Source organism: Castellaniella defragrans 65Phen, assembly GCF_000612685.1.
Lineage (GTDB): Bacteria > Pseudomonadota > Gammaproteobacteria > Burkholderiales > Burkholderiaceae_B > Castellaniella > Castellaniella defragrans.
The window spans coordinates 3,762,597-3,776,943 of record NZ_HG916765.1 but is presented as its reverse complement, the minus strand read 5'-3'; the positions used below and the strand labels follow the sequence as shown (position 1 = coordinate 3,776,943).

The window sequence follows — 14,347 nt, the reverse complement described above, 5'->3', positions numbered from 1 at the left end:
CCGGACTGCGGATGTCCGGTCCGCGGATGTCCGGTCCGCGGATGTCCGGCCCGCGCTTCCGGAGCGCCCCATGATGGGGGGGCGCGCGGCGCGGGCGTCCGCAACGGCGGCGCCGATGGCCGGGGCGTCCATGGCCGGGGCATTCATGACGGAGGCGGGGGCGGGGGCGGAGGCGCGGGCCCGCCCGCCGGCTCCGGCGCGCGGATGCGCCGCGAGAATTCCGCCGCGGTTCCCGGCCGGGCGGCGCGCCGCGTGATGTCGGCCCGGGCGCGCAGGACCTCCAGCGGCTGGCTGGTGTCCAGGCCGCCGTGGCGGTACAGGTATTCGGGCAGGTAGCCCGACAGGATCAGCCGGATGTCCAGCGGCAGGCCGGGCACCAGCGGGCGGACCATGTCGTAGACCAGGGTCGTGCAGTTGGCCGTCAGCGTGTGGTAGAAGCGCGGCTCGTCCGCGAGCCGGTTGGCCCGCGCCACGTAGGAGCGGAACAGGGCGCGCATGGCCGGCACGGGCATGCGGATCGGATACAGGAAGACCTGCTCGCCGCGCGGGCCGGCGCGCACGTGCAGGATGTCGCGCTCCTCGGCGGCCACGATGGCCAGCTCGAACTGCTTGAGAAAGCCCCCCACGGTGGAAAAGGCCTCGCCGCGTTCCCGGCGGATCTCGACGGAGAACACCACGTGGCGCCCGTCCATGAAGCCGAAGGACACCAGCGTGTGGGCGATGGCCGGTCCCATCCAGTAGGACAGCGCCATGTCCACGGACGCGAGCTCGTCCAGGTCGTAGACGCCGTCGTGCCAGCGCGCGGTGTAGTCCGTGTCGCTGCGCCAGTCGAAATCGCGGATGTCGTGCAGCGTGGCGACGGAGCCCTGGATGCTGCCGCGCAGGGGGCGGGAAACCTCGTCGGCCCAGTCGCGGTCGTTCGACGGCTGCAGGCTCAGCCACCAGAACGCCCCCGCGATGAAGGCCAGCGCGAAGGCGGCGAGGGTCCAGCGGACCATGGCGGTCCTAGGGCGCATCCGGCCTGCGCACGCGCGGCCGGGCGATCACCTGCTCGACGGGGCCGTCCGCGTCCCGGATGTCGTCGTCCTCGTCCTCGGAGAAGGCCGGCGCGGGGAAGTCCTCTTCGTCGAAGGCGCGGTCGCCGTCGGCGTCGGCCCGGCCCGTGGGCCGCAGGCCGGCGAAGTCCATCAGCGCCGGATCCATCAGGTGCGAGGGCACCACGTGCGACAGGGCGCGGAAGACGTTCCAGGTGCGGTTGGCGAAGTGGCGGTCCCATTCCTCCAGCATGCGGCCCACTTCCTTGCGCTTGAGGTTTTCCTGCGAGCCGCACAGATTGCAGGGGATGATGGGGAATTCGCGCAGCCGGGCGTAGGCGGCCAGGTCTTTTTCCCGCACGTAGGCCAGCGGCCGGATGATGACGTGCTCGCCGTTGTCGGACACCAGCTTGGGCGGCATGGCCTTCATGCGCCCGCCGTAGAACAGGTTCAGGAAGAAGGTCGCCAGGATGTCGTTGCGGTGGTGGCCCAGGGCGATCTTGGTGGCCCCCAGCTCGCGGGCGACGCGGTAGAGGATGCCGCGCCGCAGGCGCGAGCACAGCGAACAGGTGGTCTTGCCTTCCGGGATCAGGCGCTTGACGACGGAGTAGGTGTCCTGGTTCTCGATGTGGAAGGGGATGCCGCGCGCGCTCAGGTAGTCGGGCAGCACGTGCTCGGGGAAGCCGGGCTGCTTCTGGTCCAGGTTGACGGCGACGATCTCGAAGTCGATGGGTGCGCGCTGGCGCAGCGTCAGCAGGATGTCGAGCAGGCCGTAGGAGTCCTTGCCGCCCGACAGGCAGACCATGACGCGGTCGCCGTTCTCGATCATGCCGTAGTCGGCGATGGCCTTGCCGGTTTCGCGCAGCAGGCGCTTGACGAGCTTGTTCTCGCTGACGCTGCGGCGCTGCGGCGCGCGCGGCTGCGCGTCGGCGGCCTGGCTGGCGGCGGGGATCTGCGCGGCGCCGGCGCCCGGGACCGGCGCGGGATCGGCGGCCTGGATCGGAGCGGATTCGGGGGCCGCCGCGGACGGCGCCGGAAAGGAAGTGGTCATAGGGCGGGCGGAGACGGGTTCAGCGGCGGCGGGACTGTTCGATGCAGACGGTGCAGTCGTCGAAGGCCCGCGGCTTGCAGATGCGGATTTTAACCTCCAGGACGGCGGGGAAATCGCGCAGGACGCGGTCGAGCGTGCGGTCCACCAGGGTTTCCAGCAGGTCGGTGTGGGCGCGCGTGGCTTCCTCGACCAGGGCGGCGCGCAGCAGGCGGTAGTCGAGCACCGTGCCGATGTCGGCGTCGTCCACGGGCCGCGCGGCGTCGGTGTCGAATTCCGCTCGGATCGTCAGCGGCTGCGCGGCGCGGCGTTCGTGCTCCAGCATGCCGATGGGGGCCTGGACGCGCAGCGCGTCGAGGATCACGCGCCGGGTGGCCCCGCCGCCTTCCGGGCGCCCGGGTCCGCCCGGCGCGCTCACGCGGCCTCCGGGGCGCCGGAGGCCGCTTCTGCCGGGCCGGCCCGCCGCAGCTGGTGGCGCAGGACGGCCGGCTTGCCCAGCCGCACCGTGTACCGCCGCAGTTCGTCGCGCCGGAACACGTGCAGGGCGAGGCGCTCGCCCGGCCGGCGCGCGTCCAGCAGGCGGTCCAGGCCGGCGGCGTCGGCGATGCGCAGGCCGTCGGCGGCGATCAGCAGGTCGCCGGCCGACAGGCCGGCGCGGTGCGCCGGGCCGTGTTCGTACACGGTGGCCAGGCGCACGCCCGCCGGATCGGCCTGGGTGCGCACGCCCAGCTCGGGGCGGGTGCCCTCGGGCTGGGCGGACAGCTCGATGCCGGCGCGCGCCAGGGCGGCTTTCAGGGGCACGTCCTCGCGGCCGCGCGCGTGGCGGGCGATGAAGTCCGCCACGTCGGCGCCGGTGGCGGCGCGGATCAGGTCCGGCATGGCGCCCTCGGCCACGCCGCGCGGACGGCCCTGGTAGAAGTCGCGGCCGTAGCGCCGCCACATCAGGCGCATCACGTCGTCCAGGCTGCGCGCGCCGCCGCTCTGGCGGCGGATTTCCAGGTCCAGGCCCAGGGCGACCAGCGCGCCCTTGGTGTAGTAGCTGACCAGGGCGTTGGGCGAGTTCTCGTCCTGCTTGTAGTAGCGCGTCCAGGCGTCGAAGGAGCTGGCCGCCACGGACTGCTTCAGGCGGCCTCCGGCGCGCAGCACCTGGTCCAGCGTGCGGCCGACCAGCTTCAGGTAGGCGGGCTCGTCGATCACGCCCGCGCGCAGCAGCATCAGGTCGTCGTAGTAGGACGTGAAGCCCTCGAACACCCACAGCAGTTCCGTGTGGTTGGGGCGGCTCAGGTCGTAGGGCACGAAGGCGGCGGGCTTGATGCGCTTGACGTTCCAGGTGTGGAAGTATTCGTGGCTGAGCAGGCCGAGGAAGGTGACGTAGCCTTCGGGCGCCTCGCAGCCGCGCGCGGGCAGATCGGCGCGGCGGGTGATCAGGGCCGTGGAGGCGCGGTGTTCCAGGCCGCCGTAGCCGTCGCCCGTGACCGTCACCAGGAACACATAGCGCCCGGCGCTGTCCAGGAACGGCGCGCGGCGGGTGTCGGGCTCGAAGAACTCGATCTGCGCGGCGCAGATCTTCTGCGCGTCGGCGGCGATGCGCTCCAGGTCCAGGCCGGGGGCCAGGCCGGTGAACACCAGGTCATGGACCGCCCCGTGAGCCTCGAAGCTGACGCACTGGGGCGTGCCGATCTCGACGGGATGGTCGATCAGCGCGTCGTAGTCGCGCGCCTGGTAGAGGCCGAAGCCGCGCGGGGGCGCCGCGTCCGGATGGCCGGCGGCGGACGGCAGGCTGGTGTGGACCTGCCAGCCGCGCGCATGGGCGGGCGGGCACAGTTCCAGCAGGCAGGGCTGCGATTCCTGGCCGACGGCGGCCAGGAACAGGCTGCAGCCGTTGAAGAAGGCGTGGCTTTCGTCGAAATGCGCGCCGCGCACGGACAGGTCCCAGGCGTAGACCTGGTAGTCCACGGTGAGCGGCCCGGCGCAGGGGGTGCAGCGCCAGGTGCTGCCGTCGGTCTTGCGCGCCTCGATCGGGTGCCCGCCGCAGCGGGCCTGCAAAGTTTCGATCTGTCGGGCAAAATCACGGATCAGGTAGCTGCCTGGAATCCAGGCGGGCAGGCGCAGTTTCTGGCCGGCCGGATCGGGGCGCGGGATCGTCAGGCGGACGGCGTAGCGGTGCCCGGCCGGGTCGGCGAGCCGCACCTGATAGCGGATCATCTGTTCGTCTTTCACATTTTTCATAGCGGTAGTTTACTTTGGAGGCACCATGAGCGAATCGTTCGTCAAGGTCGAGGTCCGGGGCCGTGTCGGCCTGCTGACCTTGAACCGCCCGCAGGTCCTGAACGCCCTGAGCAACGAGGTCATCGATGAGTTGTCGGCCGCCGTGCGCGCCTTCGAGGCCGACGACGGCATCGGCGCCATGGTGCTCACCGGCAGCCAGAAGGCCTTCGCCGCCGGGGCCGACATCGGCGCCATGTCCGGCTGGACCTACATGGACGTCTACAAGGCCGACTATCTGGGCGGCAACTGGGACGCGCTGCGCCGCGCCCGCAAGCCCCTCATCGCGGCCGTCTCCGGCTACGCGCTGGGCGGGGGCTGCGAGCTGGCCATGCTGTGCGACTTCATCATCGCCGCCGAGAACGCCAAGTTCGGCCAGCCGGAAATCAAGCTGGGGGTGATCCCCGGCTATGGCGGCACCCAGCGCCTGCCGCGCGCGGTGGGCAAGGCCAAGGCCATGGACCTGGTGCTGACGGCCCGCATGATGGACGCCGCCGAGGCCGAGCGCGCCGGGCTGGTGTCGCGCATCGTCCCGGTCGAACGCCTGCTGGACGAGGCCCTCGAAGCCGCCGCGACCATCGCCTCGATGCCGCTGCAGGCCGTGATGATGGCCAAGGAATGCGTCAACCGCGCCTTCGAGGCCTCGCTGGACGACTCGCTGCTGTTCGAGCGGCGCAATTTCCACGCCCTGTTCGCCACCGAGGACCAGAAGGAAGGCATGCGCGCCTTCGTGGAAAAGCGCAAGCCGGACTTCAAGCACCGCTAGGCGCGGCTCCTCCCCGGGGCGCCGGCCCGTCCTCCCGCGGATGGACGGGCCTAGCCCGAACGGCCGATCGGCCGTTCATCCCTTACGGGTGCGCCGGAAAACCCTTATCGTCACCGGATACAGAATGTCTTGAACGACCTGGTCCTGGTTACGGGGGTGCGATGGCTGAGACACAACTGCTGCATGGCCGCGGCCCCGCCCCGGCCGCCCTGCGGGCGCATCCGGGCGCGCGGGCGCGGCGCGAGACCGATCCGGCCGATCCGGCCGACGGCCCGTCGTTCCGCCAGGCCCTGGCCCATTGGCCGCTGCTGGCGGAAATGGACCGCTACCTGGCCCGGAGCCGGCGCGCGCCGTCCGCACGGGACGACGATCCGGACGCGGCGCGATGAACATCCTCACCTTGACGGGCGTGCGCGGCGGCGAGGGCACCACGACGGTCGCGGGGATGCTGGGGGATGCCCTGCATGCGCTGGGCCAGCGGGTGCTGCTGGTGGACCTGAATGCCTCGGACCTGCTGCGCCTGCATTTCGGCGTGCCGCACCGGGACGGGCATGGCTGGGTCGCCGCCGGCTTCCCGTTCGAGTGGCGCCAGCAGGCGTTCGAGCTGGCCCCGGGCCTGGCGCTGGTGCCGTTCGGCCGCGCGGCCGTCGAGGACACGGGGATGTCGCCCCTGCTGCATGGCGACGATTTCTGGCTGCGCGCCCTGCCCGGCCTGGCCGGGGACTTCGACTGGGTGCTGTTCGACTGTCCCGCCTATCCGGGCCGGCAGGCGCGCGCGCTGCGCTTCCGCAGCACGCTGGACGTGCTGGTCGCCCAGCCGGACGTCGCCGCCCACGTGCTGCTGGCGCAGATCGGCCTGGGCGCGGCCAGCCACCTGCTGATCAACGATTTCGAGCCGTCCTGGCCGCTGGCGTGCGACGTCGTGCTGGATTGGCGCCACCACTACGGGCCGCGCCTGCTGCCGCAGGCCATCCGCCGCGATGCGTGCCTGCCCGAGGCCCTGGCGTGCAAGCAGCCGGTCACGCGCTATCGGCCCGATGCCGCTGCCAGCCGGGCCGCGCGAGTCCTCGCGCAGTGGTGCCTGTCGTCCTAGGCGGCCGTATCGCGCCGCATCGTGGCGGGGTCGTGCCAGCCCAGCGTGGCGCCGCGCGACACGGCCGCGTAGACCGCGGCGTTGCGGCTGTTGACGGCCAGGCGCTGGTAGAGCGCCTCGGCGTGGGTCTTGGCGGTGGCCACCGAGATGTTCAGTTCCCGGCTGATCTTCTTGAGCGGGTAGCCCTGGGCCAGCAGCACCAGCACTTCGTACTGGCGGTGCGTCAGGTGCAGCATGGGGGCTTCGCGGGCGACGAGTTCGGGCGTGAGGGCCTGGATTCCGGCTCGCGGCGCGGGCGGCGCGTGGCCACCGCCCGGAAGGTGCAGGAGGTTGTCGGGCTGGGGCTCGTCGCATCGGGGCAGGGAAGGCAGTTCCAGGCGGTCGTACCAGCGCCGCCTCGGCTGCTCCCGGCCGTCGGGCTGCAGGACGTCGGCCGGGCGCGCGTCGGGATGCGGAAAGCATTTGCCGCCGGCCAGGACCAGCATGACGGACGTCTTCAGCACGTCCTGCGAGGCGTGCTTGGAAATGTACCCCGCCAGCACGGGAGGCAGGTTGAGCAGCGAGTAGGGCAGGGTCCAGGTTTCCGACAGCAGCAGGAGGCGGCGCGGCGTATAGTGTTCCTGCGCCGCGGTGACGAGCTCGATCGTCCGGTCGTAGACGCCCGGCACCGACAGCAGCATCAGGTCCGTCTCCCTGCGCCGCGGAGTGTCGTGGAACAGCTGCGCGTAGTCGATGCCCGTGCTGGTGAAGGCGCAGTCCAGCGTACGCAGCAGCGTCAGGAGTCCCATGCGCAGGAGCGCGTTGGGCTCCACTACCGTGATGGTCACCATCGTGATGCTCCTTTGAGAAGGACTTTGGTTACACGCAGTGAAACGGGTGTTCAATTCTTGATGGGTAAGGCGGATTTGACAATCCTTAATTTTCCATGTGTGACTAATCTTTCCACTCATAACCAATCTGTAGGGATCATTGTTGCATTTGTAGTGCCATGTGCCCGGGCTCGGCGTCCTCGGCCGGGCGCTGCGCGAAGTCGATCATGCTGATCCGGCCTTCGTCGGTATGGTGGATGAGGAGGCTCCGGCTGGTGCGCAGGATCCGCAGCTGCGCCAGGCTGACGCCGAAATGCCGCGCCAGCGTCTCCGGCCCCGGGGCGCCCGGCGGCCTGCGCCGGTGCAGGCCGCTGAAGCGCACGGCGTTGTAGCAGGCCCAGGCGGACAGCAGCAGTCCGATGCAGGCCGCCACCAGCGCGTAGGCCAGCAGCGCCTGCGCGTCCGGCAGCAGGCGGGACACGGCGGGGCTGGCGGCCGCATGCGCCGTGCCCGCCATGATCGAGTGGACGCCCGAGGCGAACAGGAAGCCGAACGCGGCCCATGCCAGCGTCGTGAGCAGGCCGTCGAGCGCGGCGGCGAGGGCGGAGCGGGGAGTCTGGATGATCATCATGATGTCGGCGCCTTGATGCCGCGGTCGGGGCTCTTCCAGCGGGCCCGGTCGCGGCGGCGCCGGAGCATGACGCGGGGAAAGCCCCACAGCGTGGTGAGCAGGCTGATCATCCAGTAGGCCAGGGGATACCAGATGACCCAGTAGAGCGAACGGAACAGGCCGCGTTCGTAGCGGTGGTCGATGAAGACGCTGACGCAGAACTGCAGCAGGCAGGCCGCGGCCAGCGCCATGCCGGTGAAGGCGGGCGGGATCAGCGTCTCGACGTGGATGCGCTCGGGCAGGGCCACGAACAGGCCCGCCGCCCACAGCCCCAGGGACAGGGCCAGGGCGAAGGCCCAGATCGTCGATACGCAGTATTCCAGCGCCATGGGCCAGAGGCGGCGGTGGCGCCAGGCCCGGATGCCGGGGAGGTTCTTCAGGAAGACCTCGGCGCCTCCCCGCGCCCAGCGCAGCCGCTGCTTCCACAGGCCGCGCAGCGTTTCCGGCATCAGGATCCAGCACAGCGCGCGCGGCTCGTAGAAGATCGACCAGTGATCGCGCTGCAGCTTCCAGCTGATGTCGATGTCCTCGGTCACCATGTCCAGGCTCCAGTAGCCGACCCGGTCCAGGGCGCCGCGCCGGAAGGCGGCCACCACGCCGGACACGGTGAAGATCTGGCCGTAGACGCGCTGGGTGCGCTTGATCAGGCCCACGATGGACGAGAATTCGCCCACCTGGACCCGGCCGATCAGCGTGGATCGGGTGCGGATGCGCGGGTTGCCGGTGACCGCGCCGACCCGCGGGTGGTCGATCAGGGGGGCCACCAGGTAGGCCGCGGCGTCGCGGTCCAGGATGGCGTCGCCGTCGATGCAGACCAGGTATTCGCTGCGGGCCGCCAGCGCGCCCATGCGCAGGGCCATGGCCTTGCCCTGGTTGCGGGCGAGATGGATCACCCGCAGGCGCGTGTGCGTCTCGGACAGCCGGTCCAGCAGGGCGCCCGTGTCGTCCGTGGAGCCGTCGTCGATGGCGATCACCTCCACCCGCGGATAGCGCTGGCCCAGTGCCGACAGGATCGTGTCGGCGCCGTGCTCGGCCTCGTCGTGGCAGGGGATCAGGATGGAAACCCAGGGCTGCCCGCGCAGTGCTGGCGGGGCGGTGTCCGGGCCCCAGGGCCAGTACCGCTCCCAGTGCAGCCAGTAGTACAGTCCGCCGAACATCCACAGGCCCGACATGAACAGCGGATAGAAGAAGACGAAGTCCAGGATCAGGTTGCCCGTCCACAGCAGGGCCGCCCCGAAGGGCGCGCCCGCGACCAGGCACAGGATCAGGAAGGCGAACAGTCGGTCCGTCATCACGGATTCTCCTCAGCGGTGGGGATACCAGGCGGTCGAGAGCGCGGGCCGGATGGTCTCCAGCGCCGGCCGGTCGTGCGCGAAATCGTCGGGGTAGTAGCCGAAATGCCGCACGCCGGCGCGCTGCAGGCGCTGCATCCAGCCGGCCAGGATCCGGCTGTCCACGGGCGGGCGGCCCGGCGCGCTCCAGTCGCGGGCCTGGAGCTCGAACAGCGTGCGCTCCAGCGCGCCCGGGCGCTGCCGCATCGCCGCGACCAGGCGGTCGATCCAGGCGCCGGAACGCGCCAGGGGGACCCGCTCCATCAGCGGCATGGCCATGGGCACGGTCCAGTCGTAGGCCTGCAGGAAGTCGTCCGGGTTCTGCGCGTACCAGGCTTCGCTGGCCGGGTTCAGGACCGGCTCGGCGTACAGGTTGCGGGCGGTCTCCACCTGCGGCCCGCGGATGGCGCGCACGCGCCGCGCCAGCGCGAGCGTGAAATCGGTCAGCGCGCGGCTCTTGTAGCGCGTCCAGCGCCGCAGGGTGTCCGGGTCGGCGCGCAGCGCCGGGATCGAATCGGGCAGGCCCGCCCGCCGGTAGGCGGCGAGCGCCGCCGGGCCGGCGTCCTCGAAGTCGCCCAGCAGGGCGTCGTCGTGGAACAGGACGCCGTCGATCGGCGCGGCGCGCGCCATGTCCTCGTACAGGTCCGCGATGGCCGCCCGGGCGCGCGGGTCGAAGGGCGACAGCCTGCGGTATTGCGCGGGATCCGGCGCCGGAGGCGCGTCCGGATGTGCGGGGTCCAGGCGCAGGACGCGGCCGATGCCGGGCAGGTCGAAGCTCAGCACCGGCATCCAGGCGTAGACCTTCACGCGGGCGCGGTTGCGCAGCTGCCAGACGGCGCGGTTGAACAGGTCGGCGCGCATGGGCAGCCGGCGGTTGGGGAAATAGACGGCGCGCGCCAGGCCGTCGCCCGTGGGATCGGCGTAGGCCTGCAGGAAGACCGTGTCGATCTTCAGGTCGGCGATCCGCTGCACCAGGGCGCCCAGGTTCCTGTCCGTCTGGGCCGGGTCGGGATCGTAGACGTAGTCCAGATCCACCTGCGCCACGCGGAAGTCGCCGCGGGACTCGGCGCCCAGCACGGAGCGCGCGAACGCCGGCATGTCGGGCGAGTCCGTCACCAGCATGCGGGGCATGGACAGCGGCGCATCCACGCTGCCCAGGCCGCCGTCGAGGGTCAGGGCCATGCGGTATCCCTGGCTGCGGACGATGTCCAGCGCCTCGCCGCTCGCGGCGCCGTAGGGCCAGACCCAGACGCGGGGCGCCTTGCCGGTGGCCTGGCGGATCTTGCGCGTGATGCGCCGGACGTCGTCCGCGATGCGCCGCCGGTAGGCCGCGGGGGTCTCGTAGGCGCGCGCGCCGGCGTCGTAGCGGTACGTGGCGGCGGCCGGCTCCGCGTTGCCCTGGGGATTGGCGGGGATGCCCTGGTGCAGGTCGTCGGTGTGCGAGGCGATCTCGACCAGGCCGGAGCGGGCCATCTGCCGCACGTCCTCCCAGGTGGCGAAGCGGTCGCGCGGCACCCGCAGCTCGCCGAAGCGCACGGGCTGGTCCGGCGGGGTGTCGATCCAGCGCCCCACGGGCGCCCAGACGGCGGGCCAGCCCATGGCCTTCAGGATGGGGTAGACGCGGCTGCGGAAGCTGCGGTAGCCGTCGTCGAAGCTGAGCAGCACGGCCTTGGGCGGCAGGGGCGCGCCACCCTGGCCGGCGGCCAGGATCTGGTCGACGGACACGGCCTGGTAGCCGTTGTTCCGCAGCCATTCGAGCTGGGCGACGAGCTGGTCCGTGCGCACCGCCAGGAACCGCTGGTCGGGATCGCTGTCCTCCACGTCGTGGTAGGCCAGCGCCAGCACGCGATTGGCGGGCCAGGGCCGGTCGATGGCGGCCACGGGCCTCTGGGCCGGCGGCACGAACGCCGGGATGTCGCGCGCGCAGCCGGCGAGCAGCGCGAGGCAGCACGCCAGCAGGAACAGGCGCGGACCGCAGGTGAAGGATCGTGGCATGGCGCGCTCCCGAGTCAGAACCGGATCGTCGCGTCGACGAGGAAGTTGAAGCTGCGCTCGCGCTGGCCGTCGTAGGGCCGCGAAGCGACCGAGGCGAGGAAGCCGATCTCGAACGCGGGACCGTGGCGGTAGCGCAGGCCGTAGCCGAGGGTGTAGAGGCCGCCCGTGCCATAGCCCTGCTGCGCGTAGGCGCCGACCGCCAGCTGCGCCCGTTGCTCCCACCGGACATCGCCCCGCTGGTACAGGGTGTGCGCCAGCTGCAGGGCCGGCAGGATCGTCAGGTCCGAGCGGGGATTGAAGTAGGGGGCGTCGTCGGCCGTGTTGTGCGAGGCGGACAGGTCCAGCAGCGCGTCGATCCGCACGCTGGGCGCGGTGTACAGGCGCTGGCGTCCGGACAGGCCGGCCTCCAGGCGGCGGTTGCCGTCGGAGAAGAAGGCGGGCGCCACGGTCAGGGTCCATTCCCGGCGCTCGTCGCCGCGCCAGCGCAGGGAGGCGCTCAGGCCATTGGCCCTGATGTCGTGCTTCAAGGCCCGCAGCGGCGTGTCGCGCGACAGCAGGGAGGCGCCCACGCCCGCCTGCCAGTGGTCGTCCAGGTCCACGAAGGCCGAGAACGCGGCCCCGGCCCGGGTGCCGTGGCCGTAGCGGTTGCCCGAGGCTTCCACCTGGGCCGTCAGGTCCCGGCCGCGCCATTCGAGGCCGGCGCGCGCCCAGGCGTAATGGCCGGTGCCTTCCTCGAACCGGGCCTCGGCGTAGCCGGTGCCGGCGAACGCGCGCCAGTTCTCGTCCAGCGGCGGCGAGTACAGCACGGTGTCGATGCTCGCCTCGCGGCTGCCCAGCACCGCGCCGCCGCTGGCGCCGCCCCGGCTGGCGCTGGTCCGCCATTCGGCCTGCCGGTGCGCGGTCCATGCCCGGTCCAGCCGCTGCACCGCGGCGGATTCCGGGAAGCGGGCCATCAGGTCGTCGCGCAGCAGCCCGGCCTGGCGCCATTCCTGCAGGGCGAGGGCGGTCTCGGCCTGGCCGAGCTCGACCTCGATGGATCGGGGCGCCTGGGTTTCGGCGATCTTCAGTTCGCTTTCCGCCCGGCGCGGCAGATCCCGCGCGCGCCAGACTTCCGCCCGCGCCACGCGCAGGCCGGTGTTGCCGGGCGCTTCCCCGGCCATGCGGTCCAGGCGGGCCTGGGCGTCCAGCGTATCGCCCTGGTACAGCGCGCCCAGGGCGCGCACCAGTTCGGCGTCCAGCTTCGCGGGATTGGGATGGCGCACCGGATCGCCCTTGATCCAGACCCAGGTGGGCAGCGCGGCCAGCGCCCGGTCCAGCTCGGCGTTGGCCGCGCCGGTCCGGTCCGACTCGGACAGCGCGTAGAACAGGCCGATCTGGCCGGCCGCCCGGGCCGTCGCGTCCTGGCCCGCGGTGGAGGCCAGGGAGCGCTCGAACAGGGGCGCGGCCTCTTCCGGCCGGCGCAGGGCCAGGTACGCGCTCGCCGCGTCGTCGAGCGCGTAATCCGGGACGGGCGTGCCCTCCGCCCGCATGGCTTCGTAGCCCGCCGCGAGGTCCCTCATGCGGCCGCGTGCGCGCAGGGCCTGCAGGCGGTCCGTCTCGGCGCGCCGCACGTCGCCGCGGGCCTGCGGGCCCAGGGCGCGCCATTGCGGAATCAGCCGGTCGTATTCGGCCAGGGCGCGGTCCGCCAGGACGTACCGCTCGGCCTCGCCCCGGGCGTCGGCCGACGCGGTCCGGGTCAGCTGGGCCGCGGCGTCGGCCTGCAGCGCGCGGACCAGGGCGGGGTCGGCCAGGCCGGGATGCGCCTGCGCGATGCGCAGGGCCGCGCGGGGCAGCCGCGCCTGCCGCAGGGCCAGGACGTAGGCGTGCGCCACCCCGGGCGCGTCCGGCGCCCGCTCGTAGGCCGCGGTGGCGAGTTCCAGCGCCGCATGGGGCTGGCCCGCCCAGCCGGCGATCGTGACGTAGTCCTCCAGCGCGCGGCGGTCTTCCGGAGTCTGCTGCAGGCGCCGCTTCAGCATGTCCAGCGCCGGCTGGTGGTCGCCCGCGCGGGCCTGCCGGATCAATGCGTCGTAATCCTGCGCCTCCTGCGTCTTTTGCGTCCCTCGTGTCCCTTGCGTCCCTTGCGTCGCCTGGGTCGCCTGGATCGCCTGGGTCGCCTGCGTCGGGGCGCACGCGGCCGTGCCGGGCAGTGCCAGGATGACGCACGTTGCAAGCGCGATGAGCACGATGAGCGCGGCGGCCGGCGGCCGGGCGGGTCGGGCGGGCTTCATGGCGGACGCGGCTCAGGGGGTGCGGGGGCACGCGAAGGTGTACGTGCCCGCCGGATGTCCGTTGGCGTACAGGACCAGCTCGATCCGGCATTGGTCCCGTTCGCCGACGGAAAGGGAAAATCGCGTCAGGGCGGTCGGCGTGTCCGCGCGCAGCGGCACGCTGCCGCTTTGCTGGAGGGAGGACGTTCCGCTGCGCCCCTGCCGGACGGCGCTCAACTGGTAGCGCAGGGTGCCGTCCTCGGGGCTGCGCACGTAGGGGATGATGATGCCGGGCCGCGTGCCGGGCACGGTGTCCAGCCAGACCTGCAGGCCTGCATCCATTGCCATCATGGTCGTCTCCTGATGCTGCGGCGCCGGAGGAGGGAGGCGCCCGGGCCGGCCGGGGGCGGCCGTCCCGGGCGCGGGGCCGCCGGCCCGGCGGCTTACCAGCCGGTCTGGGTGATGGTGCTGACGTTCATGTTGCCCTTCTGTACCGCCGAGGCGTACAGCGAGGCGCCGGTCTGGCTGACGTTGGCCGTGTTGTTGAAGCCGGCCTGGTAGATCCTGGCTTCCTGGCCCCAGCCGTTCTTCTGCGTGATGTTGCCGACGTTCTGGTCGCCTTCCTGGATGATGCTCGCCTCGGCGAAGGAGTCGTACTTCTGCGAGGTGCTGGCGGTGTTGTTGAAGCCGGACTGGCGGATCGAGGATTCCTGGCCGGAGCCGTCCGACTGGATCGCGTTGGCCACGTTCTGGCTGCCCTTCTGCACCACCTCGGCGCGGGCGTGCGTGTGCGTCTGCTGCACGTCGGCCGTGTTGTTGACGCCCGCCTGCCAGATCTTGGCCTGGCCGATCACGCCGGTCTGGCTGATCTTGCCGACGTTGCGGTCGCCTTCCTGGTCGATGTAGGCCGACGCGTTGGTGTTGTACGACTGGGTGATCGCCGCGTCGTTGTTGAAGCCGCGCTGGTCGGTGCTGCCCGTGCTGCCCGCGAATGCCGCCGAACCGGCGAAAGCCAGGGCGAGACCGGATGCCAGGACGCGAAGTTGCGTTTTCATGATGATGCTCCTCAGGAGTCGATAAGACCGGTTTG

At 71.9% G+C, this 14,347-nt stretch carries 14 protein-coding genes; 3 read left to right on the top strand and 11 right to left on the bottom strand.

The features are described 5' to 3' along the window. Positions 1 to 143: 143 nt before the first annotated feature. Genes BN940_RS16890 through BN940_RS16875 form a run of 4 tightly spaced genes read right to left on the bottom strand, consistent with a single transcriptional unit; the run spans position 144 to position 4,311 of the window. Positions 144 to 998: an Lnb N-terminal periplasmic domain-containing protein gene (locus tag BN940_RS16890; RefSeq protein WP_242404223.1), complete on the bottom strand. Its 855-nt coding sequence runs from the start codon at positions 996 to 998 to the stop codon at positions 144 to 146. A 7-nt stretch (positions 999 to 1,005) separates the two neighbouring features. Then, on the bottom strand, positions 1,006 to 2,085 hold the full coding sequence (gene ttcA, locus BN940_RS16885) for a tRNA 2-thiocytidine(32) synthetase TtcA (RefSeq protein ID WP_084330755.1): 1,080 nt from the start codon (positions 2,083 to 2,085) through the stop codon (positions 1,006 to 1,008). A gap of 19 nt (positions 2,086 to 2,104) precedes the next feature. Next, positions 2,105 to 2,500 carry a dihydroneopterin aldolase gene (locus BN940_RS16880; RefSeq protein WP_276807765.1) on the bottom strand — a complete coding sequence of 132 codons (396 nt, stop codon included), beginning with the start codon at positions 2,498 to 2,500 and terminating at the stop codon, positions 2,105 to 2,107. Beyond that, positions 2,497 to 4,311 (bottom strand): M61 family metallopeptidase, encoded by a 1,815-nt coding sequence (locus BN940_RS16875; protein WP_084330754.1) that lies wholly within the window; start codon positions 4,309 to 4,311, stop codon positions 2,497 to 2,499. The genes BN940_RS16880 and BN940_RS16875 overlap by 4 nt, the downstream gene beginning before the upstream one ends. Before the next feature lie 25 nt (positions 4,312 to 4,336). On the opposite strand from BN940_RS16875, the gene BN940_RS16870 reads away from it, so the two are divergent. The 3 genes from BN940_RS16870 to bcsQ all read left to right on the top strand — a co-directional run bounded on the left by BN940_RS16870 (position 4,337) and on the right by bcsQ (position 6,206). After that, the gene (locus tag BN940_RS16870) at positions 4,337 to 5,113 is read left to right on the top strand and encodes an enoyl-CoA hydratase (protein WP_043684977.1); all 777 of its coding nucleotides are present in this window, start codon (positions 4,337 to 4,339) and stop codon (positions 5,111 to 5,113) included. A gap of 161 nt (positions 5,114 to 5,274) precedes the next feature. After that, positions 5,275 to 5,502, top strand: coding sequence for a hypothetical protein (locus tag BN940_RS16865; RefSeq protein WP_043684974.1), 228 nt, complete (start codon positions 5,275 to 5,277; stop codon positions 5,500 to 5,502). Next, entirely contained in the window at positions 5,499 to 6,206 is a 708-nt protein-coding gene (gene bcsQ / locus BN940_RS16860) for a cellulose biosynthesis protein BcsQ (protein ID WP_043684971.1), read from the top strand. Before BN940_RS16865 ends, bcsQ begins: the two co-directional genes overlap by 4 nt. On the opposite strand, the gene BN940_RS16855 is transcribed toward bcsQ, so the two are convergent. From BN940_RS16855 to BN940_RS16825, 7 genes are all read right to left on the bottom strand, one after another. Then, complete coding sequence (locus BN940_RS16855; protein WP_043684968.1) at positions 6,203 to 7,036, bottom strand: response regulator transcription factor; 834 nt, start codon at positions 7,034 to 7,036, stop codon at positions 6,203 to 6,205. The two genes, bcsQ and BN940_RS16855, sit on opposite strands and share 4 nt — an antisense overlap. A gap of 136 nt (positions 7,037 to 7,172) precedes the next feature. Further along, the gene (gene pgaD, locus BN940_RS16850) at positions 7,173 to 7,646 is read right to left on the bottom strand and encodes a poly-beta-1,6-N-acetyl-D-glucosamine biosynthesis protein PgaD (protein ID WP_043684965.1); all 474 of its coding nucleotides are present in this window, start codon (positions 7,644 to 7,646) and stop codon (positions 7,173 to 7,175) included. Then, positions 7,643 to 8,977: a poly-beta-1,6-N-acetyl-D-glucosamine synthase gene (gene pgaC, locus BN940_RS16845; protein WP_043684962.1), complete on the bottom strand. Its 1,335-nt coding sequence runs from the start codon at positions 8,975 to 8,977 to the stop codon at positions 7,643 to 7,645. Before pgaC ends, pgaD begins: the two co-directional genes overlap by 4 nt. 12 nt (positions 8,978 to 8,989) lie before the next feature. Continuing rightward, positions 8,990 to 11,011, bottom strand: coding sequence for a poly-beta-1,6-N-acetyl-D-glucosamine N-deacetylase PgaB (gene pgaB, locus BN940_RS16840; protein ID WP_052355983.1), 2,022 nt, complete (start codon positions 11,009 to 11,011; stop codon positions 8,990 to 8,992). 14 nt (positions 11,012 to 11,025) lie between these two features. Continuing rightward, positions 11,026 to 13,278, bottom strand: a complete 2,253-nt coding sequence (pgaA, locus tag BN940_RS16835) for a poly-beta-1,6 N-acetyl-D-glucosamine export porin PgaA (protein ID WP_043684960.1) — start codon at positions 13,276 to 13,278, stop codon at positions 11,026 to 11,028. A gap of 12 nt (positions 13,279 to 13,290) precedes the next feature. Beyond that, entirely contained in the window at positions 13,291 to 13,608 is a 318-nt protein-coding gene (gene csgH / locus BN940_RS16830; protein WP_084330752.1) for a curli-like amyloid fiber formation chaperone CsgH, read from the bottom strand. 92 nt (positions 13,609 to 13,700) lie between these two features. Next, a complete protein-coding gene (locus BN940_RS16825) occupies positions 13,701 to 14,312 on the bottom strand; it encodes a hypothetical protein (protein WP_043684954.1) in 612 nt (203 codons plus the stop codon). Positions 14,313 to 14,347 lie beyond the last annotated feature (35 nt).